Origin of the sequence: Amycolatopsis endophytica, assembly GCF_013410405.1 — a bacterium.
In the GTDB taxonomy this organism is placed as follows: Bacteria; Actinomycetota; Actinomycetes; order Mycobacteriales; family Pseudonocardiaceae; genus Amycolatopsis_E; species Amycolatopsis_E endophytica.
Genome location: NZ_JACCFK010000001.1, coordinates 3,679,376 through 3,700,593, shown reverse-complemented (window position 1 = coordinate 3,700,593; position 21,218 = coordinate 3,679,376). Strand labels below are relative to the sequence as shown.

25 protein-coding genes are annotated in these 21,218 nt (G+C 72.0%); 11 read left to right on the top strand and 14 right to left on the bottom strand.

What is annotated here, in order from left to right:
* Window positions 1–101 precede the first annotated feature (101 nt).
* The gene (locus HNR02_RS18330) at window positions 102–653 is read right to left on the bottom strand and encodes a Trp biosynthesis-associated membrane protein (RefSeq protein ID WP_179774367.1); all 552 of its coding nucleotides are present in this window, start codon (window positions 651–653) and stop codon (window positions 102–104) included.
* Window positions 631–2,193: an anthranilate synthase component I gene (locus HNR02_RS18325; RefSeq protein WP_179774366.1), complete on the bottom strand. Its 1,563-nt coding sequence runs from the start codon at window positions 2,191–2,193 to the stop codon at window positions 631–633. Before HNR02_RS18325 ends, HNR02_RS18330 begins: the two co-directional genes overlap by 23 nt.
* Before the next feature lie 95 nt (window positions 2,194–2,288).
* On the opposite strand from HNR02_RS18325, the gene HNR02_RS18320 reads away from it, so the two are divergent.
* A complete protein-coding gene (locus HNR02_RS18320) occupies window positions 2,289–2,903 on the top strand; it encodes a TetR/AcrR family transcriptional regulator (protein WP_179774365.1) in 615 nt (204 codons plus the stop codon).
* Here HNR02_RS18320 and hisI read toward each other — a convergent pair.
* Window positions 2,900–3,253 carry a phosphoribosyl-AMP cyclohydrolase gene (gene hisI, locus HNR02_RS18315; RefSeq protein ID WP_179774364.1) on the bottom strand — a complete coding sequence of 118 codons (354 nt, stop codon included), beginning with the start codon at window positions 3,251–3,253 and terminating at the stop codon, window positions 2,900–2,902. The two genes, HNR02_RS18320 and hisI, sit on opposite strands and share 4 nt — an antisense overlap.
* Window positions 3,250–4,023, bottom strand: a complete 774-nt coding sequence (hisF, locus tag HNR02_RS18310) for an imidazole glycerol phosphate synthase subunit HisF (protein WP_179774363.1) — start codon at window positions 4,021–4,023, stop codon at window positions 3,250–3,252. Before hisF ends, hisI begins: the two co-directional genes overlap by 4 nt.
* Before the next feature lie 43 nt (window positions 4,024–4,066).
* Here hisF and HNR02_RS18305 point away from each other — a divergent pair, with 43 nt between their 5' ends.
* Both HNR02_RS18305 and HNR02_RS18300 read left to right on the top strand, forming a co-directional pair.
* Window positions 4,067–4,924: a DMT family transporter gene (locus HNR02_RS18305; protein ID WP_179774362.1), complete on the top strand. Its 858-nt coding sequence runs from the start codon at window positions 4,067–4,069 to the stop codon at window positions 4,922–4,924.
* A 19-nt stretch (window positions 4,925–4,943) separates the two neighbouring features.
* On the top strand, window positions 4,944–5,324 hold the full coding sequence (locus HNR02_RS18300; protein WP_179774361.1) for a PPOX class F420-dependent oxidoreductase: 381 nt from the start codon (window positions 4,944–4,946) through the stop codon (window positions 5,322–5,324).
* Here the strand turns inward: HNR02_RS18300 and priA are convergent.
* Both priA and hisH read right to left on the bottom strand, forming a co-directional pair.
* Window positions 5,308–6,048 carry a bifunctional 1-(5-phosphoribosyl)-5-((5-phosphoribosylamino)methylideneamino)imidazole-4-carboxamide isomerase/phosphoribosylanthranilate isomerase PriA gene (priA, locus tag HNR02_RS18295; RefSeq protein WP_179774360.1) on the bottom strand — a complete coding sequence of 247 codons (741 nt, stop codon included), beginning with the start codon at window positions 6,046–6,048 and terminating at the stop codon, window positions 5,308–5,310. The two genes, HNR02_RS18300 and priA, sit on opposite strands and share 17 nt — an antisense overlap.
* 35 nt (window positions 6,049–6,083) lie before the next feature.
* Complete coding sequence (gene hisH, locus HNR02_RS18290) at window positions 6,084–6,713, bottom strand: imidazole glycerol phosphate synthase subunit HisH (protein ID WP_179774359.1); 630 nt, start codon at window positions 6,711–6,713, stop codon at window positions 6,084–6,086.
* A gap of 227 nt (window positions 6,714–6,940) precedes the next feature.
* Between hisH and HNR02_RS18285 the strand changes: the two genes are divergently transcribed.
* Window positions 6,941–7,255 (top strand): hypothetical protein, encoded by a 315-nt coding sequence (locus HNR02_RS18285; RefSeq protein ID WP_246338593.1) that lies wholly within the window; start codon window positions 6,941–6,943, stop codon window positions 7,253–7,255.
* A gap of 273 nt (window positions 7,256–7,528) precedes the next feature.
* A complete protein-coding gene (gene soxR, locus HNR02_RS18280) occupies window positions 7,529–7,990 on the top strand; it encodes a redox-sensitive transcriptional activator SoxR (protein ID WP_179774358.1) in 462 nt (153 codons plus the stop codon).
* A gap of 78 nt (window positions 7,991–8,068) precedes the next feature.
* On the opposite strand, the gene HNR02_RS18275 is transcribed toward soxR, so the two are convergent.
* The gene (locus HNR02_RS18275) at window positions 8,069–8,479 is read right to left on the bottom strand and encodes a DUF2695 domain-containing protein (RefSeq protein ID WP_179774357.1); all 411 of its coding nucleotides are present in this window, start codon (window positions 8,477–8,479) and stop codon (window positions 8,069–8,071) included.
* A 171-nt stretch (window positions 8,480–8,650) separates the two neighbouring features.
* Here HNR02_RS18275 and HNR02_RS18270 point away from each other — a divergent pair, with 171 nt between their 5' ends.
* Window positions 8,651–9,070: a GNAT family N-acetyltransferase gene (locus HNR02_RS18270; protein WP_179774356.1), complete on the top strand. Its 420-nt coding sequence runs from the start codon at window positions 8,651–8,653 to the stop codon at window positions 9,068–9,070.
* A 112-nt stretch (window positions 9,071–9,182) separates the two neighbouring features.
* Here the strand turns inward: HNR02_RS18270 and HNR02_RS18265 are convergent, their stop codons facing one another.
* Window positions 9,183–9,767 carry a TetR/AcrR family transcriptional regulator gene (locus tag HNR02_RS18265; protein ID WP_179774355.1) on the bottom strand — a complete coding sequence of 195 codons (585 nt, stop codon included), beginning with the start codon at window positions 9,765–9,767 and terminating at the stop codon, window positions 9,183–9,185.
* A gap of 184 nt (window positions 9,768–9,951) precedes the next feature.
* Here HNR02_RS18265 and HNR02_RS18260 point away from each other — a divergent pair, with 184 nt between their 5' ends.
* A complete protein-coding gene (locus HNR02_RS18260; RefSeq protein WP_179774354.1) occupies window positions 9,952–12,129 on the top strand; it encodes an MMPL family transporter in 2,178 nt (725 codons plus the stop codon).
* Window positions 12,130–12,293: 164 nt separating this feature from the next.
* On the opposite strand, the gene HNR02_RS18255 is transcribed toward HNR02_RS18260, so the two are convergent.
* From HNR02_RS18255 to hisD, 4 genes are read right to left on the bottom strand one after another with little or no spacing between them, the layout of a single operon-like run.
* Window positions 12,294–12,452 (bottom strand): CG2302 family histidine operon protein, encoded by a 159-nt coding sequence (locus HNR02_RS18255; RefSeq protein WP_179774353.1) that lies wholly within the window; start codon window positions 12,450–12,452, stop codon window positions 12,294–12,296.
* The gene (gene hisB, locus HNR02_RS18250; protein WP_179774352.1) at window positions 12,449–13,048 is read right to left on the bottom strand and encodes an imidazoleglycerol-phosphate dehydratase HisB; all 600 of its coding nucleotides are present in this window, start codon (window positions 13,046–13,048) and stop codon (window positions 12,449–12,451) included. The genes HNR02_RS18255 and hisB overlap by 4 nt, the downstream gene beginning before the upstream one ends.
* A complete protein-coding gene (locus HNR02_RS18245) occupies window positions 13,045–14,142 on the bottom strand; it encodes a histidinol-phosphate transaminase (protein ID WP_179774351.1) in 1,098 nt (365 codons plus the stop codon). Before HNR02_RS18245 ends, hisB begins: the two co-directional genes overlap by 4 nt.
* Entirely contained in the window at window positions 14,139–15,464 is a 1,326-nt protein-coding gene (gene hisD, locus HNR02_RS18240; RefSeq protein WP_179774350.1) for a histidinol dehydrogenase, read from the bottom strand. The genes HNR02_RS18245 and hisD overlap by 4 nt, the downstream gene beginning before the upstream one ends.
* Window positions 15,465–15,513: 49 nt before the next feature.
* Between hisD and HNR02_RS18235 the strand changes: the two genes are divergently transcribed.
* A complete protein-coding gene (locus HNR02_RS18235; RefSeq protein ID WP_179774349.1) occupies window positions 15,514–16,308 on the top strand; it encodes a carbon-nitrogen hydrolase family protein in 795 nt (264 codons plus the stop codon).
* Here the strand turns inward: HNR02_RS18235 and HNR02_RS18230 are convergent.
* A complete protein-coding gene (locus HNR02_RS18230) occupies window positions 16,305–16,940 on the bottom strand; it encodes a LuxR C-terminal-related transcriptional regulator (protein WP_179774348.1) in 636 nt (211 codons plus the stop codon). The two genes, HNR02_RS18235 and HNR02_RS18230, sit on opposite strands and share 4 nt — an antisense overlap.
* 84 nt (window positions 16,941–17,024) lie before the next feature.
* Here HNR02_RS18230 and HNR02_RS18225 point away from each other — a divergent pair, with 84 nt between their 5' ends.
* Window positions 17,025–18,101 carry a type VII secretion protein EccE gene (locus tag HNR02_RS18225; protein ID WP_179774347.1) on the top strand — a complete coding sequence of 359 codons (1,077 nt, stop codon included), beginning with the start codon at window positions 17,025–17,027 and terminating at the stop codon, window positions 18,099–18,101.
* A 166-nt stretch (window positions 18,102–18,267) separates the two neighbouring features.
* Window positions 18,268–18,966, top strand: a complete 699-nt coding sequence (locus HNR02_RS18220; RefSeq protein ID WP_179774346.1) for a S1 family peptidase — start codon at window positions 18,268–18,270, stop codon at window positions 18,964–18,966.
* Here the strand turns inward: HNR02_RS18220 and HNR02_RS18215 are convergent.
* Window positions 18,963–20,003 carry an ROK family transcriptional regulator gene (locus HNR02_RS18215; RefSeq protein ID WP_179774345.1) on the bottom strand — a complete coding sequence of 347 codons (1,041 nt, stop codon included), beginning with the start codon at window positions 20,001–20,003 and terminating at the stop codon, window positions 18,963–18,965. The two genes, HNR02_RS18220 and HNR02_RS18215, sit on opposite strands and share 4 nt — an antisense overlap.
* Window positions 20,004–20,099: 96 nt before the next feature.
* Here HNR02_RS18215 and HNR02_RS18210 point away from each other — a divergent pair, with 96 nt between their 5' ends.
* On the top strand, window positions 20,100–21,167 hold the full coding sequence (locus tag HNR02_RS18210) for a dihydrofolate reductase family protein (protein ID WP_179774344.1): 1,068 nt from the start codon (window positions 20,100–20,102) through the stop codon (window positions 21,165–21,167).
* Window positions 21,168–21,218 lie beyond the last annotated feature (51 nt).

The window sequence follows — 21,218 nt, the reverse complement described above, 5'->3', positions numbered from 1 at the left end:
AAACACCTTCCCCTTCCCGCAGAAAAGATGCTAACCCGCCCACCTGTGCGGACCGGTTCCGGGTCGGACTTGCCTTGTCCGGCAGCGATTTCGCCGCGCGCCTACCGGTCGGTAGTCGGATCTTCGCCCTCCGAAAGCGCCTCCCACAGCTCGGTGTCGGGATCCTTCACGGCCTTCTTCCGGCCGGCCGGGGCCTCGTACCGGGCACCCATCTTCGCCATGCGGCCGGCGCCCCTGATGGCGAACAACCCGGCCACCAGCATCAGAATTCCCGCCAGCAACGCGAGTCCGCGCCCGGCGAAGATCTGCCCGGTGGGCGCGCCGTCGGGGAATCCACCGAAGCGCCAGCCGTCGATCGCGATCCAGCCCGCGGCGACCCCGGCCAGCGCGACGACCACACCGAGCACGCGCCGCAGCACCCCGCCCGCGGCGACGAGCCCCGCGACCCCCGCCACGGCGAGCACCGCCAGCGGCACGAGCGCGCCCGACTCCTGCGCGCCGGTGTGCTTGTCCAGCACCATGCCGCGCACGCCCGCGTCACGGAGTTCGGCGAACCAGACCAGCTTCGACGAGCCCCACAGCGCCGCCGCGGCCAGCAGCAACGCGACCGCGACGATCCACAGTGGACGCTTACTGGACGCTGGCGACGTCATCGGCGGGGTCCAGCTTCCGCGGCGGTGCCATGGTCTGCGCGGCGGCGACCGCGGAGAGCACCGTGCGGGCCTTGTTCAGGCATTCGTTGTCCTCGTACTCCGGCACCGAGTCGGCGACGACGCCGCCGCCCGCCTGCACGTACGCGATCCCGTCCCGGATCAGGGCGGTGCGGATGGCGATGGCCGTGTCCGCGTCACCGGCGAAGTCGAGGTAGCCGACGACGCCGCCGTAGAGGCCGCGGCGGGTCGGCTCCAGCTCCTCGATCAGCTCCATCGCGCGCACCTTCGGGGCCCCGGAGAGCGTGCCCGCCGGGAAGCACGCGGCGACGGCGTCGAACGCGGTCTTGTCCTCGGCCAGCTCACCGGTCACCGTCGACACGATGTGCATCACGTGGCTGTAGCGCTCGATGGTGAAGAAGTCGACCACCCGTACCGTGCCCGGGCGGCAGACCTTGCCCAGGTCGTTGCGGCCAAGGTCGACCAGCATCAGGTGCTCGGCGCGCTCCTTCTCGTCGGCCAGGAGGTCCTTCGCCAGCTGGGCGTCCTCCTCCGGGTCCGCGCCGCGCCAGCGGGTGCCCGCGATCGGGTGCGTGGTCGCGCGGCCGTCCCGCACCGTGACCAGCGACTCCGGGCTGGACCCGACGATGTCGAAACCCTCCAGCCGCAGCAGGTACATGTACGGGCTCGGGTTGGAGGTGCGCAGGACGCGGTAGATGTCCAGCGCGTCGGCCTGTGTCGGGATCTCGAACCGTTGCGAGGGCACGACCTGGAACGCTTCACCGGCCTTGATCGCCTCGACCGCCTTGTCCACCGCGGCGAAGTAGTCGGCCTGGGTGCGGCGGCGCTCGAACTCGGGCGCCGGGCGGTCGAAGACGGCCGCCGTCGCGGGTGCGGCGGCACCGAGCCGCCCGGTCATGTCCTCCAGTCGGCGGACCGCGTCGTCGTAGGCCGCGTCGACCCGCTCCGGGCTGTCGTCCCAGTTGACCGCGTTGGCGATGAGCGTGACCGTGCCCTCGTGGTGGTCGAACGCGGCCAGATCGGTCGCCAGGAGCATGGTCAGCTCGGGGATGTCGATGTCCTTCTCGGCCAGCTCCGGCAGCTTCTCCAGCCAGCGGACGGCGTCGTAGCCGAGGTAACCGACCATGCCGCCGGTCAGCGGGGGCATGCCGGGCAGCGGTTCGGTGTGCAGCGCGGCGACGGTCTCGCGCAGCACGGTCAGCGGGTCACCCTCGCGCGGCAGGCCGGCGGGCGGCGTGCCCTCCCAGACCGCCTTGCCGTCACGCACGGTCAGCGCGGCCGGGCTGCGCACCCCGATGAACGACCAGCGCGACCAGGACTGCCCGTTCTCGGCCGATTCGAACAGGAACGTGCCCGGGCGGTCGGCCGCGAGCTTGCGGTAGAGCCCGACGGGCGTCTCGCCGTCGGCGAGCAGCCGCCGGACCACCGGGATCACGCGACGACCCTCGGCGAGGGCGCGGAACTCGTCGCGCGCGGGGCTCACCGATCCGAGACCGCCGTCGGTGGGATTCGCACTGACCATGGGGCCATTGTGCCGCTCGGCACCGACAGTCTTCGCACCGGGCCATTAATTCAAGCTACGTTGAATTTTGGCCGCGCCGGAGCCATGATGGAGGAGTGAGCACCGCGGAACAGCCTACGCCCGGCAAACGACGCGGCCGACGGCCAGGCGGCCAGGACACCCGTGCCGCGCTCCTGGACGCCGCGCGCCAGATTTTCAGCGAAAGCGGCTACGAAGGCGCCACGGTGCGCGCGATCGCCGCGCGGGCCGGTGTCGACGCCGCCATGGTGAACCACTGGTTCGGCGGCAAGGAAGCGTTGTTCGGCCAGGCCGTGCTGCAGTTGCCGTTCGACCCGGCCGAGCTGCTCGGCCAGCTGATGGACGGGCCGGTGGGCGACCTCGGGGAACGCATCGTGCGGCGGTTTCTGACCGTGTGGGACGCGACCGACGGCGGCGCGTTCCCGGCGCTCGTGCGCAGCATCGCCAGCCACGAGCTGGCGGCTCTGAGCCTCAGGGACTTCCTGATCCGGCACGTACTGGAAAACGTCGTCAAGCGGGTGTCGCCGGACCGGCCGGAACTGCGCGCGTCGCTGTGCGCGTCGCAGATGGTGGGTGTCGGCATGGGCCGTTACGTGGCGAAGTTCGAACCGTTCTCCACGACGGACGTGGAGACCCTCGCGGCGGCGATCGGCCCCACGCTGCAGCGCTACCTCACCGGCGACATCGGCTAGCGATCGTCGGCCAGCAGCAGCCGCTCGCCGCCGTCGAAGCAGGTGCGGGTGCCGGTGTGGCAGGCCGGGCCGGTCTGGTCGACACGCACCAGCAGCGTGTCGGCGTCGCAGTCGAGGCGGACCTCCCGGACGTGCTGCACGTGCCCCGACGTCTCCCCCTTGACCCACAGCTCCCGGCGGCTGCGCGAGAAGTACGTGCCGCGCCGCGTGGTCAGCGTGCGCTCCAGCGCCTCGTCGTTCATCCACGCCACCATCAGCACGTCCGAGGTCGCGTGGTCGACCACGACGGCGCAGACCAGACCGTCGGCGTTGCGCTTGAGCCGCTGGGCCAGTTCGGGTGCCAGGCTCACCGGACCTCGACCCCACCGGAGCGCAGGGCGTCCTTGACCGCACCGATCTTCAACTGTCCGAAGTGGAACACACTGGCCGCGAGCACCGCATCGGCACCGGCCTCGACCGCGGGCAGGAAGTGCTCCACCGAGCCCGCGCCGCCGCTGGCGATCACCGGCACCGTCACCACCTTGCGCGTCATGCCGATCAGCTCCAGGTCGAATCCGGCCTTGGTGCCGTCGGCGTCCATCGAGTTGAGCAGGATCTCACCGACGCCCAGCTCCTCACCGCGGGCGGCCCACTCCACCGCGTCGATGCCGGTGCCGCGGCGGCCGCCATGGGTGGTCACCTCGAACCCGGACGGCGTGGGCTCCTCGCCCTCCGGCACGCGGCGCGCGTCCACCGACAGCACGACGCACTGCGCCCCGAACCGGCGCGACGCCTCGCGCAGCAGCTCCGGGCGGGCGATCGCGGCGGTGTTGATGCTCACCTTGTCCGCGCCCGCGCGCAGCAGCCGGTCGACGTCGTCGCACGCCCGTACGCCACCACCGACGGTCAGCGGGATGAACACCTGCTCGGCGGTGCGGCGCACCACGTCGAAGGTCGTCTCGCGGTTGCCCGAGGACGCGGTGACGTCGAGGAAGGTCAGCTCGTCCGCACCCTCCGCGTCGTAGGCGCGGGCCAGCTCGACCGGATCGCCGGCGTCCCTGAGGTCGGCGAAGTTGACGCCCTTCACCACCCGGCCCGCGTCGACGTCCAGACACGGGATCACCCTCACCGCTACACCCATGCCACCAGGGTAGATGACCGGTTCCGAGCCTAGAGTGGTCGGAGTGTGGTGGGGGTTGCTGTGCGCGGTGGCCGCCGCGGTGGCGTACGGGACGGCGTCCGTCTTCCAGGCCGTCGCGGCTCGCGCGGTGGACGAGGGCACGTCCGGTGTGGATCCGCGGCTGCTGGTGCGCGTGCTGCGGCAGTGGCGGTTCGTGCTCGGCGTCGGGCTGGACGTGGCCGGGTTCGCGGCGCAACTGGCCGCATTGCGGGTGCTGCCGTTGTTCCTGGTGCAGGCGACGCTCGCGGCGAGCCTCGCGGTGACGGCGGTGGCCGCGCTGCGGCTGGGCGCCCGGCTGTCCGGCCGGGAGTGGACCGCGGTCGCGCTGGTGTGCGCGGGACTGGCCGTGCTCGGCTTCGCCGCCGCGAGTGAGGGATCGGACCCGGTGGGCACCGGGTTCCGCGTCGGGCTCCTGCTGGTCACCGCGGCGCTGGCCGCGGCGGGCTGGATCACCGGGCGCGCCACGGAACGCGTCCGCACGCCCGCGCTCGGACTGGTCTCCGGTCTGTGCTTCGGTGTCGTGGCGCTGGCCGGACGGGTCCTGGAGGTCTCCGGCGTCGTGGCCCTGCTGACCGATCCCGCGGCCTACGCGGTCGCGGCGGCGGGTGTGCTCGCGATGCTGTTCTACACCTCCGCCCTGCAGCGGGGCAGCGTCACGACGGCCACCGCGCTCATGGTGGTCGGCGAGACCGTGGTGCCGTCGCTGATCGGTGTGCTCGTGCTGGGCGATTCGACGCGGCCCGGGTTCGCTCCGGTGGCGGTGGCCGGGTTCGTCCTCGCGGTCGCGGCGGCGCTGGCGCTGGCCCGGTTCGGCGAGATCGACAGTCCACAAGGGAGCGACGAGCGGCACGGCGTGGCGTGATCCGCGCTACAGTGGCGGCATGTCGTCCTTCGAGCCGATCGCCGCCGAGAAGTACCTCCTGCTGACCACGTTCCGCAAGAACGGCACCCCGGTGCCGACCCCGGTCTGGGCGGCGGGCCACGACGGCGAGGTGGTGGTCTGGAGCGACCGGCAGGCTGGCAAGGTCAAGCGGGTCCGCAACAACCCCGAGGTCACGGTGCAGGGCTGCGACCTCCGCGGCAACCAGACCCACGGGCCCGTGGTGACCGGCCGGGCGCGGCTGCTGGACGACGAAGCCACCGAGCGGGCGCGGACGGCGATCGCGCGCAAGTACGGGATCGTCGGGCAGGTGACGATGTTTTTCAGCAGGCTGCGGGGCCGTCAGAAGACGATCGGGCTGGCGATCAAGCTCGCGGAGTGACCGCGTCGAGAGCCTGCGGCAGCGTGAACGCGCCGGCGTAGAGCGCCTTGCCGATGATCGCGCCCTCGACACCGTCGCACGCGAGGCCGGCGAGCGCCCGCACGTCGTCCAAACTGGACACTCCGCCGGAGGCGATCACCGGCGCGTCGGTGCGGGCGGCGACCTCGGTGAGCAGGTCGAGGTTGGGACCCTGGAGGGTGCCGTCCTTGCTGACGTCGGTGACGACATAGCGGCAGGCGCCGTCGCGGTCCAGGCGTTCCAGTACCTCCCACAGGTCACCGCCGTCGCTGGTCCAGCCGCGGCCCTTGAGGCGGTGGCCCTGCTCGGTGATGCGCACGTCGAGACCGATGGCGACACGGTCACCGTGCGTGGCGACGACCTTGGCCGTCCACTCCGGATCTTCGAGCACCGCGGTGCCCAGGTTGACGCGGCGGGCGCCGGTGGCCAGCGCGGCCTCCAGCGACGCGTCGTCCCGGATGCCGCCGGACAGCTCGACCTGCACGTCCAGCTCACCGACGACGCGGGAGATCAGCTCCTTGTTGGAGCCCTTGCCGAACGCGGCGTCGAGGTCGACGAGGTGGATCCACTCCGCGCCGTCCCGCTGCCAAGCCAGCGCCGCCTCCAGCGGGCTGCCGTAGGAGGTTTCCGTGCCCGCCTCGCCCTGGACGAGACGCACGGCCTGGCCATCGGCCACATCGACGGCGGGAAGCAGGGTGAACGTCACGCGGCCACTATAAGGAGGCCGTGGCGCCGTCCTGGTCAGAGGGTGCGGAGCCAGTTCTCCAGCAGGTGCGCGCCCGCGTCGCCGGACTTCTCCGGGTGGAACTGGGTCGCCCACAGCGGTCCGTTCTCGGCGGCCGCGACGAAGTCCTCGCCGTGGTGTGACCAGGTCACCTTGGGCTGCTGGCCGGGCAGGCCGGAGTCCAGCTCCCAGCGGCGGGCGGCGTAGGAGTGCACGAAGTAGAACCGGGTGCTCGCGTCGAGGCCGGCGAACAGCTGCGAGTCCCCCGGCGCGCGAACGGTGTTCCAGCCCATGTGGGGGACGACGTCGGCGTGCAGGCGCTCGACCGTGCCGGGCCACTCGCCGGTGCCCTGGGTCTCGACGCCGTGCTCGACGCCCCGCTCGAACAGGATCTGCATGCCGACGCAGATGCCCAGCACCGGACGCCCCCCGGCGAGACGGCTGCCGATGATCTTCTCGCCGCCGACGGAGAGCAGGCCAGCCATGCAGGCGGCGTAGGCCCCCACCCCCGGGACCACGAGCCCGTCGGCTTCGAGGGCGGCGTGCGGATCGGCGGTCACCTCGACCTCGGCGCCGGCGCGCCGGACAGCGCGCTCGGCGGAGCGCAGGTTCCCCGATCCGTAGTCCAGAATCACGACGCGAGCCACCTGACCAGTCTAGAGGCTCCGCGACGGTTGTTCCGCCGGGCGGCCGCGCGCGGGCTTTGTCGTGCCGGGCGGAAGCGGCTCCGCCGGGACGGACGGCCCCGGGCGGCTTCGGGCACGCGGGGCGTCCGGGTGGTGGCCGGACTGGCGGTTCCGTCGAGCGACTCCGAGGCGTTGGATGTCGGGTGGAGGGGGCATGCGGCGCCGGGATGCCGCGCGAGGGAGTGACGATGTCGTCGCAGAGCGAAGTGCGGATCGCCGATCTGGCCGGGGAGCTGGCCAAGTCGCTGGACGGTCTGGAGGGCGCCCGCCTGGACCGGGACGAGGTGCGCGACCTGCTCGAAGGGCTGGCCACGATGGCGAGCGCGGTGACCCGCCTCCTCGATGACCTGCGCGCCTGCCCGGCGCTGCGGACGCGGGAGCACGAGCTGGGCCTGCTCGCCTACCAGACGATCCACAGCAAGCTGGAGCAGTCCGCCGCGGCGGCCGAGGACCTGGCGGTCGGCGCCGAGGCCCTGTGCCGCCTCCTGCCCCACACGCCGTGAGGGGCCGCGACGGGACCTGAGGCGAAAATCGCCTCCGCTGCCGGAGGGCGCATCCTCGTGCGCGGAGTGTGGTGGCGGACGGCGGGTGCACCGCGTCGAGGCGGTGGGCGAGGCGAGGTCGTGGCCGGCCACCTCCCGGCTCTCCATTCCACTGTAGACATACGGGGAGCCACGGCACCTCTACTGTGGACCCCGGGCCCGGAATGCTTCCCGTCCCCCGCACCCGAACGACGCAACCTCGACTTAAGTTGAAGTCAAGGCTAGGCTGGCGCCGTGACCAAGCTTGCCGACCACCTGACCATCGGCCAGGTCGCGGACCGCAGCGGCGTGCCGCACACCGCATTGCGCTTCTACGAGGACCGTGGCCTGATCTCGTCGGAGCGCTCGGCCGGGAACCAGCGCCGCTATCCGCGGTCGGTGCTGCGCCGGATCGCGTTCATCCGTGCCGCGCAGCGGGTGGGACTGAGCCTCGAAGAGATCCACGACGCCCTGTCCACCCTGCCACACGATCACGCTCCGACGAAGGCCGACTGGGCCCGGCTGTCCCGCGGTTGGCAGGACGAACTAGACGCCCGGATCGACGCGCTCCAGCGGCTGCGTGACCGGCTCACCGGGTGCGTCGGCTGCGGGTGCCTTTCGCTGCGCGTGTGCGGGCTCTACAACACCGACGACCGGATGGCGCAGTACGGGCCGGGCGCGCGCGGTCTCAAGCCGGCAGCCGAGGGCGGCGCGTAGGCGCAGCCGCGCTGCGGCGGCGGTTCCGCGGGTCACCCGCTCCTCCGCGGTACGATCTCGCGGCCGGTCGACCGCCAGTCACCGGCTCATGGGCGAAGCGGGGCTGGGCGAGCGGCAGTCACCCCGGCCGGGGTCGGGCGGCGGTCGCTCCCAGGCGGAACAGGGCCGAATCGAGCCGCGGCGGACACCGGGGCAGGGTGGCGGCGGATCCGGCTCGGTGCCGCTCGAAGCCCGTGGCGCGGCGGCGTGCCGTTCCGTCATCGGCGCCGCTCCGAGAGCGGACGGCACACCGCAGTCGCACGGTGTGGTCCGCAGTGCGTGGTCGAGCGCCTTGAACCCGGGCGCGCGGATGCCGCGCCAGAGCCCGGTCCAGCGCAATGTCCCGTCGCAGCCGAAGTCGGCCAGCATACGGGTCACGTAGCAGGACAGGCATTCCCGTTCCTGCGGCTCGGTCCACAGGTCGAGGAGGCCGGTGGCGGTGTGGAGCATGGAGATCATCCCCTTCGGTTCGTGCTTCTTGCTTACCAGGGGCCACCGACAATCCAGGCTCGCTTCCGTCGAGCGTGACGCGGCGTTCGTCGTTGCCCGAACGACGTCCGACTCACCCGAGCGGGCGCCTCCGAAGTACCTCGGTCGTCACTGAATGAGCACAATGAGGAGGTGCGAATCAGGCCAGCCGATGTCACCGACGCCGAAGCGGTGTTCGCCATCCTCGACGCGTCCCACGGTGCCAGCCGGTCCGCCTTCGACCACAACTACGAAGAACTCATCGCCGCGATGACCTACGACGGCGCCGATCTCCTGGTCGCGGACGCCGACGGCGAGGTCGCCGGGTACGCGCTGGCCGCACGGATGCTGTCGCTCTCCGCGAACGGGCCGGTCAGCCAGCTGCTGGAGCTGGTGGTCGCGCCCGCGCACCGCGGACGAGGCGCAGGCGGACTACTGGTGGACGCGATCATCCGCCGGGCGCGGCGCGGTGGCGCCGTGGAGGTGACGGTCGCGACGCGGACCGCGCGGGGGTACTACGTGCGACGGGGGTTCACCGAGACCGCCGCCTGCCTGACGTTGCCACTGACCTGAACCCGCTCCCGGGCCGCCGGGAGACGGTACGGCGCCGCGAGCACGAAGGCGCGCCCGCGGGAACGTGGGACTCGCCGACGGGAACGTGGGACTCGCGCGGGCCGGGGCGGGGTCAGCGCTCGGGGGTGCGGCGGGGGCGGGGGCGGCCGAGCAGTTTGCGGCCGACGTCGAGAAGGGCCTCGCGCAGGGTGTCGTCTCCGTAGTGCGCCAGTTCGGGTGATCCGCCCGCCAGTGCGATGCCCGCGAGGGCCGCGTGGGCGGCCACGTCGCGTGCCGGGTCGGGGTCGGGACCCGTCAGGATGGACATCATCCCGACCATCGCGCTTTCCTTGCCGAAGAAGTGCTTCTCCAGCGCCCGCGACACGCCCGGGTCGCTCGAAAACAGCGCCACCAGCGCCCGGTGCCGCACCACGATGTCGACGAAACCGTCGAGCAGGTGGTCGATCCGCGCGCCTGGCCTGCGCTCGCGGGCCGCCTCCCCGACGATCGATTCCAGCTCGCGCAGTGCGGGCTCGACCACGGCCTCGGTGATCTCGTCCTTCGCCTTGAAGTGGTAGTACACCGCCGCCTTGGTGACGCCCAGTGCGTCCGCGATCATCTGCAGCGACGTGCCCTCGACACCGTGCTCGGTGAACAACCGCAGAGCCGTGGCGAGCAGGCGCGTACGGGTGTCCTCGTGACCGGCCACGGCTGCCATCGACTGTCGAACCTCCTCGTCGGCAGCCGAAGAGTACGCGACCCGGATCTTCCCGGCAAACGTTTGGGAGCCTAGCCGTGCGGCTAGTCACACACTAGCCGATCGGCTTGTAGCGCACTTGCCGATCGGCTAGCTTCGATATCACCGGATCGGATGTCACCCGAATATGAATTGGAGCCGACCCGTGGCCACCCTGCTCTACCGCCTCGCCCGGTTTTCCTTCCGACGGCGCTGGCTCGTCGCGAGTGTCTGGACGGCGATCCTGCTCGCCCTGGGCGGCGGCGCGCTGACGCTGTCCGGCCAGATGTCCAATACCGTGACCATTCCGGGCACGGAGGCCCAGCAGGCCATCGATCACCTGAAAGACAAGTTTCCGCAGGCCGCAGCTGGGAACGCCACGGCGCGCGTGGCCATCGAGGCGCCGGACGGGCAGAAGCTGACCGACCCGGCCGCGCAGGCGACCGTCGAGGAGATGCTCGCCAAGGTCAAGACGGCGCCGGGCGTCACGATGGTCGCCGACCCGTACCAGGCGAAGACCGTCTCCGCGGACGGGAACATCGCGATGGCCCAGGTGAGCTACAACGTCCCCGCGACAGACGTCACGGACAGTGACCGCGAAGCGCTCAAATCCGCGGCCAACGCCGCCAAGGGCGCCGGTTTCACCGTCGAGTTCGGTGGCGACGCGATCCAGGGAGTGCCCGCCACCGAGGCCACCGAAGGCGTCGGGGTCATCGTCGCGGCGATCGTCCTGGCGATCACGTTCGGCTCGGTCGTCGCGGCGGGCCTGCCGCTGCTGACCGCCCTCATCGGCGTCGGCGTGGGCATGGCGGGCGTCATGACGGTGTCCGGGTTCGTCGACCTGAACTCCAACACCCCGATCCTGGCGCTGATGCTGGGCCTGGCCGTCGGCATCGACTACGCCCTGTTCATCGTCTCCCGGTACCGGCACGAACTCGCCGAAGGGCACGATTTCGAGCAGGCCGCCGGCCGCTCGGTCGGCACCGCCGGGTCCGCCGTGGTGTTCGCCGGTCTCACCGTGATCATCGCGCTGGTCGGGCTGACCGTCGTCGGCATCCCGATCCTCGGCCAGATGGGCATCGCGGCCGCCGTGACCGTGGCCATCGCGGTCCTCATCGCGCTCACCCTGCTGCCCGCGCTGCTCGGGTTCGCCGGGCGCAAGGTGGTCGGCAAGCGGGCACGCCCGAAGCACAACGGCAAGCCCGCGCTCGGCGAGCGCTGGGCGCGCCACGTCGGCCGTCACCGCGTTCCGGTGCTGGTCACCGCCGTGCTGGGGCTGGTCGTCGTCGCGATCCCGGCGCTGAGCATGCAGCTCGGCCTGCCCACCGACGCCACCGCCGCCCCGGACTCGACGCAGCGCAAGGCCTACGACCTGATCAGCGAGGGCTTCGGCGAGGGCACCAACGGACCGCTCATCGTCGTCATCGATTCCGCGGAGGCGCCCGATCCGCGCCTGGCCGCGACGGAAGCCACCGACTCGATCTCCCGGTTGCCCGACGTCGCCGCGGTGACCCAGGCGCAGTTCAACGCCGAGGGCGACACGGCGCTGCTCACCGTCATCCCGAAGAGCGGCCCGAGCAGCGAGGACACCGAGAACCTCGTCGCGAGCATCCGCGACCAGTCCGACCGGTTGTCCGGCGCCACCGGCGCGAAGCTGTCGGTGACCGGGCAGACGGCGCTGCAGATCGACGTGTCCGAGAAGATGGCGGGCGCGATGGTGCCCTACCTCAGCCTCATCGTCGGGCTCGCGTTCCTGCTGCTGATGCTGGTCTTCCGCTCGATCATCGTGCCGTTGAAGGCGACGCTGGGCTTCCTCGGCTCGGTCGTGGCGACCTTCGGCGCGGTGGTCGCGGTGTTCCAGTGGGGCTGGCTCAACGATCTGCTCGGTGTGGAGTCGACCGGCCCGATCATGAGCATGCTGCCGATCCTGCTGATCGGTGTGCTCTTCGGCCTCGCGATGGACTACCAGGTTTTCCTGGTGACGCGGATGCGCGAGGACTACGTGCACGGCGCCGACGCCCGCGACGCCGTGGTCAGCGGCTTCCGGCACGGCGCCCGCGTCGTGGTCGCCGCCGCGCTGATCATGATCAGCGTGTTCGCCGGGTTCGTCGCGGCCGAGCTGTCGCTGATCCAGTCGATCGGGTTCGCGCTCGCGTTCGGCGTCCTGGTGGACGCGTTCGTGGTGCGGATGTCGATCGTGCCCGCGGTGATGTCACTGCTCGGCAAGCACGCGTGGTGGCTGCCGAAGTGGCTGCAGCGGGTGCTGCCGAACGTCGATGTCGAGGGCGAGGGCCTGAAAAAGCACCTCGACGACCGGCGCGAGCTGGAAGAAGCGCGGAGCTAAGGAGTGTTTCCTCAGCGGCGGAGCCGCTTGAGGTGGGCCGTCAACTTGCACCGCCGCGGGTTTGATTCTGCGGGGTCGCGCGGAGCGCGTCCGTTGAGGGCGGTGGCGGGCAGGCGGGAGGGGCCGCCACCCGCACCGCCACGCAAGCCACTTCCGAAACAGTTCTAGGACACCAGCCAGGCGATGGCGCCACCGACGGCCAGGAGTGCTGCGACGAGCAACAAGCCCGCCAGCACCTTGGCCGTCTTCCACGTGCTGTAGACGCCGCCGACGAGGAACCCGCCCAGCGCCAGCAGGAGAACGGCCACGAGCTCCTTGCTCACAGGACACCCTTCGTGGACGGGATGCCGCCCGCGCGCGGGTCCGGCTCGGTCGCGGCCCGCAGTGCGCGGGCGACGGCCTTGTACTGGGCCTCGGCGATGTGGTGCGGGTCGCGGCCGTGGATGACCCGCACGTGCAGCGCGATCTGCGCGTGGAACGACAGCGAGTCGAACACGTGGCGGGTCAGCACGAACGGGTAGTTGCCGCCGATGGTGAACGTGGTGAACTGCTCCGGCTCCCCCACGTGGACGCAGTACGGGCGACCGGACACATCGATCGCGGCGTGGGCCAGCGTCTCGTCCATCGGGATCCACGCGTCGCCGAAGCGGCGGATGCCCGCCTTGTCGCCCAGGGCCTGGCGGATCGCCTGCCCCAGCACGATCGCGGTGTCCTCGACCGTGTGGTGCGCGTCGATCTCGATGTCACCCGTCGCGTCGATCTTCAGGTCGAGCGACCCGTGCACGCCGAACGAGTTGAGCATGTGGTCGTAGAACGGCACGCCGGTGGACACCTCCACCTGCCCGGTGCCGTCGAGGTCGACCACCACGGTGATCGAGGACTCCTTGGTGGTCCTGGAAACCTTGCCGACCCGGCTCACCGCGGGACCTCCTTGCTCGCCGCCAGAAAGGCGTCGTTCTCCTCCGGGGTGCCGACGGTCACCCGCAGGTGCCCCTCGATGCCGACGTCGCGGATCAGCACCCCGTTGTCCACATAGGCCTGCCAGCTCGCCTTCGCGTCGGCGAAGCGGCCGAACAGGATGAAGTTCGCGTCGCTGGGCACCGGCGTGAAGCCCAGGCCCAGCAGCCCTTCGACGACGCGCTCGCGCTCGGCGGCCAGCTTGGCGACCGTCGCCAGCGTCTCGTCCGCGTGCCGCAGCGCCGCCCGCGCGGCCGCCTGCGTCAGCAGCGACAGGTGGTAGGGCAGGCGCACCAGCTGCAACGCGTCGATCACCGCCGGGGCGGCCGCGAGATAGCCGAGGCGGCCGCCGGCGAACGCGAACGCCTTGCTCATCGTGCGCGACACGATCAGCTGCGCCGGGTAGGTCTCGATCAGCTCGACCGCGCTGCGCTGCGACGAGAACTCCGCGTACGCCTCGTCCACCACGACGATGCCCGGCGCGGCGCGCAGCACCGGTTCCAGCTCGTCGAACGGGATCGACCCGCCGGTCGGGTTGTTCGGGCTGGTCACGAACACGACGTCGGGCCCGCGCTCGGCGACGATCTTCGCCGCCGCGCCGGTGTCGAGCGTGAAGTCGTCCCGGCGCGGCGTCGCGACCCAGTCGGTGCGGGTGCCCGCCGCGATGATCGGGTGCATCGAATACGACGGCTCGAAACCCAGCGCGCTGCGGCCGGGACCGCCGAACGCCTGCAGGATCTGCTGCAGCACCTCGTTGGACCCGTTGGCGGCCCACAGGTTCCGCTCGGTCAGCGGCACGCCCGTCGCGCCGGACAGGTATGCGGCGAGGTCCTGGCGCAGCGCGATCGCGTCGCGGTCCGGGTAGCGGTGCAGGCCAGCGGCCACCTCGCGCACGGCCTCGGTGACGTCGTCGACCAGGGCCCGCGGCGGCGGGTACGGGTTTTCGTTGGTGTTGAGCCGGACCGGGACGTCCAGCTGCGGCGCGCCGTAGGGGCTGCGGCCCCGCAGGTCCTCGCGCAGCGGCAGGTCTTCCAGTCGGATGTCGTCGGAACTCACTCGGCTCCTCCCGGGAAGCGCGCCGTCACGGCTTCCCCGTGCGCGGGCAGGTCTTCGGCGTTGGCGAGCGAGACGACCTTGCCGGCCACCTCGCGCAGCGCCGCTTCGCTGTAGTCGATGACGTGGATGCCGCGCAGGAAGCTCTGCACGGACAGGCCCGAGGAGTGCCGCGCGTAGCCGCCGGTGGGCAGCACGTGGTTCGAGCCCGCGCAGTAGTCCCCGAGGGACACCGGGGCGTACGCGCCGACGAACACCGCGCCCGCGTTGCGCACCCGCGCCGCGACCGCGCGCGAGTCGGCCGTCTGGATCTCCAGGTGCTCGGCCGCGTAGGCGTCCACGACCCGCAACCCGTCATCCACAGTGGACACCAGCACGGTGCCGGACTGCCTGCCGCGCAACGCGTCACCGATGCGCTCGGTGTGCTTCGTGGCGGCGACGCGCTGGTCCAGCTCGCGGTCGACCGCGTCGGCCAGCTCCTCCGACGTGGTGACCAGCACGCTCGCGGCGAGCGGGTCGTGCTCGGCCTGGCTCACCAGGTCGGCGGCCACGTGCACCGGATCGGCGCTCTCGTCGGCCAGAATCGCGATCTCGGTCGGGCCCGCCTCGGAGTCGATGCCGATCAGGCCGCGCAGCAGGCGCTTGGCGGCGGTCAGGTAGATGTTGCCCGGCCCGGTGACCAGGTCGACCGGGACCATCTCGGCGCCGTCGGTGTCGGTGCCGCCGTAGGCCAGCAGCGCCACGGCCTGCGCGCCGCCTGCCGCCCACACCTCGTCGACACCCAGCAGCGCGGCGGCGGCCAGGGTGGTCGGGTGCGGGAGCCCGCCGAACTCGGCCTGCGGCGGCGAGCACAGCACCAGCGAGCCGACGCCCGCGACCTGCGCCGGGACGACGTTCATCACCACGCTCGACGGGTACACGGCCAGGCCGCCGGGCGCGTACAGGCCGACGCGCTCGACCGGCACCCAGCGCTCGGTGACCGTGCCGCCCTCGACGACCGTGGTGGTCACGTCGGCGCGGCGCTGGTCGGCGTGCACCGTGCGGGCGCGGGCGATCGACTCCTCCAGCGCGGCGCGCACGGCAGGGTCGAGCCTGGTCAGCGCCGACTGGATCTCCTCGCGCGGCACGCGGACGCTCGACGGGCGCACCCTGTCGAACTTCTCGGTGTACTCCAGCACCGCCTCGACCCCGCGCTCGCGAACCGCGTCGACCACCGGGCGGACCTGATGCAGCGCCGCGTCCACGTCGATCTCGGCACGCGGGAGCGTGGCTCGGAGTTCGGTGGCGGAGGGCACGCGTCCGCGCAGGTCGATACGGTTCAACATGGGTCTAGGGTACGAGTTGGAACCTTGACGACGACCAGGGAGGTAGCCCGTGCTCCGGATCGGCTTGTGCCAGCTCACATCGAGTGCCGAGCCCGCGGAGAACCTGGCCCCGATACGCGAGGGCGTGGCGCGCGCGGCGGGCGAGGGCGCCAGGGTCGTCGTGTTCCCGGAGGCCGCGATGGCGCGGTTCGGGGTGCCGCTCGGGCCGGTCGCTGAGCCGCTGGACGGGCCGTGGGCCAAGTCGGTGGCCTCGATCGCGGACGAGCACGGTGTGCTGGTGGTGGCGGGCATGTTCACCCCGCACGAGGACGGCCGGGTGCGCAACACACTGCTCATCACCGGGCTGGGGCACCACACCGGCTACCACAAGATCCACCTCTACGACGCGTTCGGCTTCCGCGAGTCCGACACGGTCGCGCCGGGCGGAGAGCCGGTGACGGTCCAGGTCGACGGCGTCACGCTGGGCTTCGCCACCTGCTACGACGTGCGGTTCCCGGAGCTGTTCCGCGCGCTGGCCGACCGGGGCGCGTCCGCGGTCGTGCTGCCCACGTCGTGGGGTGCGGGCGAGGGCAAGCGCGACCAGTGGGAGGTGCTGGTGCGGGCGCGGGCGCTCGACTCCGGCTGCTGGGTGCTGGGCTGCGGGCAGGCGGATCCGGTGGCCGCGGGCGTCGAGGTGAACCCGAAGGCGCCGACGGGCATCGGGTACTCGACCGTGGCCGACGGGTTCGGGCGCGTGCGCGCCCAGCTGGGCGCGGGGCCGGAATCGGTGGTCGTGGACGTGGACCCGGAGGTCACGGACAAGGCCCGCAACGCGACGGGCGCACTGGCCAACCGGCGGCTTTAGGCCATCCCCTCTTCGATGGCCAGCCGGGTGAGTTCGGGGCGGCGGCGACGGCCCGTCTTGTCGCGGATGCGGTCGAGGTAGGAGCGCACGGTGCGGACGCTGATCGACATCGTCTCGGCGATGTCGGCGTCCCGTTCGCCCGCGGCGACCAGGGACAGCACCTGGCGTTCGCGGTCGGACAGGACGCTTTTCACACCGGCGCGCGGCCGGGTGGAGTCCAGCAGGTAGGACGCGAGCGTCGGCGACACGTAGGAGTTGCCCGCGGCGATTTCGCGGATCGCGTGGAGGATGTCGTCACCGTCGGCGTCCTTCGACAGGTATCCGCGGGCGCCCGCGGAGATCGCGCCGAGCACCTCGTCCTGGCCGGCATGCGCGGAGACCACCAGCACCTTGTGCCCCATCCGCACCACCTCCTGCACCGCCTGCGAGTCCGTCACGCCGCGCAATTTGAGGTCGAGCACCACCACGCAGCCGCCGGGCTCCTGGGCGGTGGCGAAGTCGGCGACCGATTCCGCGACGGGGCCCAGCTCGACGTCGGGCGCGGCGGACAGCACGTTCGCCACCGCGTAGCGGTACAGCGGGTGGTCCTCGATGACGCCGACCCGGATGGGCCCGCCCTCGTTCGCGGCCATGGGACCTCACTCCCTGTGGGCATTTTTCCCGGCAGCGGATACCGGTTCCGCGTTTATTCTGTACCAGGAGCAAGGAGAAGCGAGTTGACCGCTGCCGACGCGGGGGTCTCCGCCGGTGGCGGGACCGGCCCCCGAGCACCCCGGACCCGCCGGATCACCGTGGCGCCGTTCGTGCTGCCGATCTCCTTCGCGCAGATCGCGGTCTGGGAGTGCGCGCTGATCGCGGTCCTCCTCGCCGTCCAGGGCGTGCTGCCCGCGAAGCTCGTCGTCACCGCGCTGGCGCTCGTGGTCGTCGCCGGCACGTCGGTGCGGTTCGCGGGACGGCACCTGGCCGGCTGGGCGCTGACGTGGGTGTCCTACCGGCTGCTCCAGCACGACGAACGCCGCCAGGCCGCCGATCCGCTGCGGGTGCTCGCGCACGACTTCCGGTTGCGGCAGCACGTCGACCGCGCCGGGAACCGGTTCGGCGTGGCCGGGGTCGGCGACGGCTGGACCGCGGTCATCCGGCTGCGTGCGGGCGTCGAGCCGGACGTGGCGCGGGTCCTCGACCTCCTGCGGGCCGCCTGCGAGAACCCGGAGATCCCGTTGTCGGGCGCGCAACTGCTGGTGCGCACCAGTTTCGGTGAGCGGACGTACCTGGTGGCCGTGCGCTTCCGCGAGCACGACGCGCCGCTGGCCGCGCTGGCCCGCGGCGGCGGTGAGCCCGGCGAGCTGCGCGCGACCACGAGGGCCGCGCTGGCACTGATGGGCGCCCTCGCCAAGGCCGGGTACGGCAGCACGCTGCTGGAGGCCGGCGAACTCGCGACCGAACTGCGCGCCAGCCTCGGCACCGACTTCCCCTCCCGCACCCCGATCACCGACGGGTGGCGGTCGTGGTCGGCCGGGGGCGTCACGCAGGCCGGGTTCGCGCCGCTGACCCGCGAAGACGTGCCCGTGCTGCTGACCACGACCTCCGACGGCGCGGCACTGACGGTCACCTCGTACACCTTGCGGCGCAACCGTTTCGGGCGACTCACGGACGAGGTGACGCTGCGACTGGCGCGCTACGCCGGCTCCCGGCGCCCGCCCCGCACGCGGGACCTCGGAGTGCCGGTCGTGCCGCTCTACGGACGGCACGCCTCCGCGGTGCGCCGCACCCTGCCGCTCGCCCTGCCCGGCTAGAACCTGGCCCCATGCGGCAGTCGTGGCGCTTGACGCCACCGGCGACCCGCATGGAGCTGATGTCGGGAAATCACCAACTTCCGTAGGTTCCCCGCGCCGCTGTCCGAGAAATAGGTTCTTCGTTGTCACCGGGGAATCACCACAATGCGCGGGAGGGAAATTCGTCATGCGCAAATCGATCGCGACGATCGCGGCGGCGGCCGCACTCGCCACGTCCGGACTGGCCACAGCGGAGGCCGCGACACCCCTGATCATCGGGGGCAGCACGGTTTCCTCCGCACCGTGGGGCGCGCAGATCTACTGGGACGACGCGACCGCTTTCGACGGTTTCGAATGCTCCGGCACGATTATCGCACCGCAGTGGGTGTTGACCGCGCAGCATTGTCTGAACGAGCCCGGAATGCACGTGAAGGTCGGGGATGTGGCACTCGGCGAGGGCACCGGGGCCGATGTCGACCGGCAGGTCGCCTCGCCGGACGGGGACATGGCGCTGCTGCACCTGACCAGCTCGGTCGACACCACGTACATGGAGCTGGCCGACGCGGCGCCGTCGCCGGGCGACACCAACGAGATCTACGGCTGGGGCCGCACCGAGAACGACAGCCCGCCGTCGGACACGCTCAAGACCGCGACGGTCGAGGTGACCGGCACGAGCTCGGACGCCTACAACGGTGAGGCGATCGCCAGCCGCGGCGTCGACGGCTCGTCCTGGCACGGCGACTCGGGGGGCCCGCAGCTCGCCGACGGCAAGCAGGTGGGCGTGTGCTCGACCGGCGAGAACTCCGGTTCGGACATCAACGGCACGCAGAACTACGCCAGCGTGGCCGCCAACCGCGACTGGATCCGCGGCACCGCGGGCGTCTAACCCATCAGCGGTGTCGGGTCGGCGAACACGGCGGCCAGCGCGCCGGTGCAGGCGGCGACGGCCTGCACGTCCGGGCCGAACCTGGTGACCGTCACCAGGTCGGTTCCGGGCAGCGCGGTCGTCGCCGCGAAGGTGTGCAGCAGGGTGGCCAGGTGCTCGGGCGCGTCGGTGATGTTCTGGCCGCCGAGGACGACCTGGTCCGGGTTGACGACGTCGCGCAGCAACGCCACCGCGCGGCCCATCGTCGCCGCCCGCTCGGCGAAGGCGCCCCGGTCGGTCTGGGCGTTGACGGTCGCTTCGAGGCAGCCGGTGCGCCCGCACGGGCAGCGCACGTCGCCGCCGACCGGCAGGTGCGCGACCGTGCCTGCCTGACCGGGGCCGCGGTGCAGGACGCCGTCGACGACGATCGCCGTGCCGACGACCTGCCGCGCGTAGAAGTAGAGCAGGCTCGGGTACTGCTTGCCCTCGCCGAACAGCAGTTCGGCGTGCGCCATCGCGGGCACGTGCCCGTCGACGTGCACCGGCAGCCCGGTCCCCCGCGCCAGTGCGGCGCCGGCCGGGACCCGGTGCCAGCCCAGCCGCTCGTGCGTGACCAGTCCGCGGGCGATATCGACCTGTCCGCCGGTGGCGAGCCCGAGCCCGACGATCCGGCGGTCCCGCCAGCGGCGCAGGAACGCGCGGACCTTCGCGACGAGGAACGCGAGCCCATCCTCCGCACCACCCCGTGGCGTGGGGATTTTTTCACTGCCGACCAAACCGCCCCGCAGGTCGACCATGCCGAACGTGGTCGTGCGGACCCCGATGTGCACGCCGCACGCGGCGAGCACGCTGTCGTCGAGGTCGACCGGGACGCGCGGACGGCCGACCGCGCCCGACCGGGACAGGTCCGGCACGTCCCGCACCAGCCGTGCTTCGGCGAGCGCGGTCACCTGGCGGCTGACCGTCGGCATGCTCAGCGACGTCAGCTCCGCGATCGCGGCGCGGGACAGGGGCCCCTCGCGGCGGATGGCGGCGAGTACCGCGGCGGCGTTCGACACAACAGACCCCCGGTGCGATGAGTTCCACTCCGCACGAAAGTGCCCAGCGGCTTCCGTGTCAACGCGGTCCGGAATCCGGGATGGCAGACTCGGGAAGTGAGCAAGCGCCCCTACGTCGTCGCCTCCGCGGCGGTCTCCCTCGACGGCTACCTCGACGACACCAGCGACCAGCGTCTCCTGCTGTCCAATGAGGAGGACTTCGCGCGCGTGGACGACGTGCGCGCGGGGGTGGACGCGATCCTGGTCGGCGCGGGCACGATCCGCACCGACGATCCGCGACTGCTGGTGCGGTCGGGGGGCGGGAACCCGGCGAAGGTCACGATCACCGAGAGCGGCGATCTCGACCCGTCGGCGAGGTTCTTCACCACCGGCGACGTGGACAAGCTGGTCTACACCTCCGCCGCGGCGGTCCCGTCAGCGCGGGCGCGGCTCGGGCCGGTGGCGACGGTCGTCGACGGCGGTGACCCGCTCGACCTGCATCGCGTGCTGGCCGACCTGGCCGGGCGCGGTGTGGAGCGGCTGATGGTCGAGGGCGGCGGAGCGGTGCACACGCTGTTCCTCACCGCGGGCGTGGTGGATGAGCTGCACCTGGCGGTCGCGCCGGTGTTCGTGGGCGAGGCCGCGGCGCCGAGGTTCGTCGGCCCCGGCCGGTTTCCGCCGGGACGGCTGCAGCTGACCGAGACCCGCCGGATCGGCGACGTCGTGTTCATGCGCTACCACCTGGGCCAGGCGGCGCGGGATCAGCGGCGGCTGCGGGAGGCTATCGCGCTCGCGGACAACTGCCCGCCCTCGACGACGTTCCGGGTCGGCGCGATCGTCGTGGACGCGCACGACCAGGTGCTGGCGACCGGCTACTCGGGCGAAACGGACCCGCACGACCACGCGGAAGAGGTCGCGATCGCCAAGCTGGGCCCGGCCAAACCCCGGGCCGCGACGATCTACTCGTCGCTGGAGCCGTGCAGCGCACGGTCTTCGCGGCCGGTCACGTGCACCCAGCACATCCTCGACGCCGGCATCCCACGGGTGGTGTTCGCCTGGCGCGAGCCGAGCGTCTTCGTGGACTGCGTGGGAGCCGAAACCCTGCGTGCGGCCGGGCGCGAGGTGCGGGAGCTGCCGGAACTGGCGGAGCTGGTCAAGGAGACGAACGCGCACCTGCCGTTCTAGCGCGGTTGAGCTGGGGGAACGACGCACTGCGCGACACCGGTCTCCCCCCCC

Bases quoted from the DNA above. Each gene is read 5' to 3' on its own strand.
- HNR02_RS18330 (WP_179774367.1), bottom strand. From the start codon at position 653: ATGACGTCGCCAGCGTCCAGTAAGCGTCCACTGTGGATCGTCGCGGTC.
- HNR02_RS18325 (WP_179774366.1), bottom strand. From the start codon at position 2,193: ATGGTCAGTGCGAATCCCACCGACGGCGGTCTCGGATCGGTGAGCCCC.
- hisF (WP_179774363.1), bottom strand. From the start codon at position 4,023: ATGGGTGTAGCGGTGAGGGTGATCCCGTGTCTGGACGTCGACGCGGGC.
- HNR02_RS18300 (WP_179774361.1), top strand. From the start codon at position 4,944: ATGTCGTCCTTCGAGCCGATCGCCGCCGAGAAGTACCTCCTGCTGACC.
- HNR02_RS18285 (WP_246338593.1), top strand. From the start codon at position 6,941: ATGTCGTCGCAGAGCGAAGTGCGGATCGCCGATCTGGCCGGGGAGCTG.
- HNR02_RS18275 (WP_179774357.1), bottom strand. From the start codon at position 8,479: ATGCTCCACACCGCCACCGGCCTCCTCGACCTGTGGACCGAGCCGCAG.
- HNR02_RS18265 (WP_179774355.1), bottom strand. From the start codon at position 9,767: ATGGCAGCCGTGGCCGGTCACGAGGACACCCGTACGCGCCTGCTCGCC.
- hisD (WP_179774350.1), bottom strand. From the start codon at position 15,464: ATGTTGAACCGTATCGACCTGCGCGGACGCGTGCCCTCCGCCACCGAA.
- HNR02_RS18230 (WP_179774348.1), bottom strand. From the start codon at position 16,940: ATGGCCGCGAACGAGGGCGGGCCCATCCGGGTCGGCGTCATCGAGGAC.
- HNR02_RS18220 (WP_179774346.1), top strand. From the start codon at position 18,268: ATGCGCAAATCGATCGCGACGATCGCGGCGGCGGCCGCACTCGCCACG.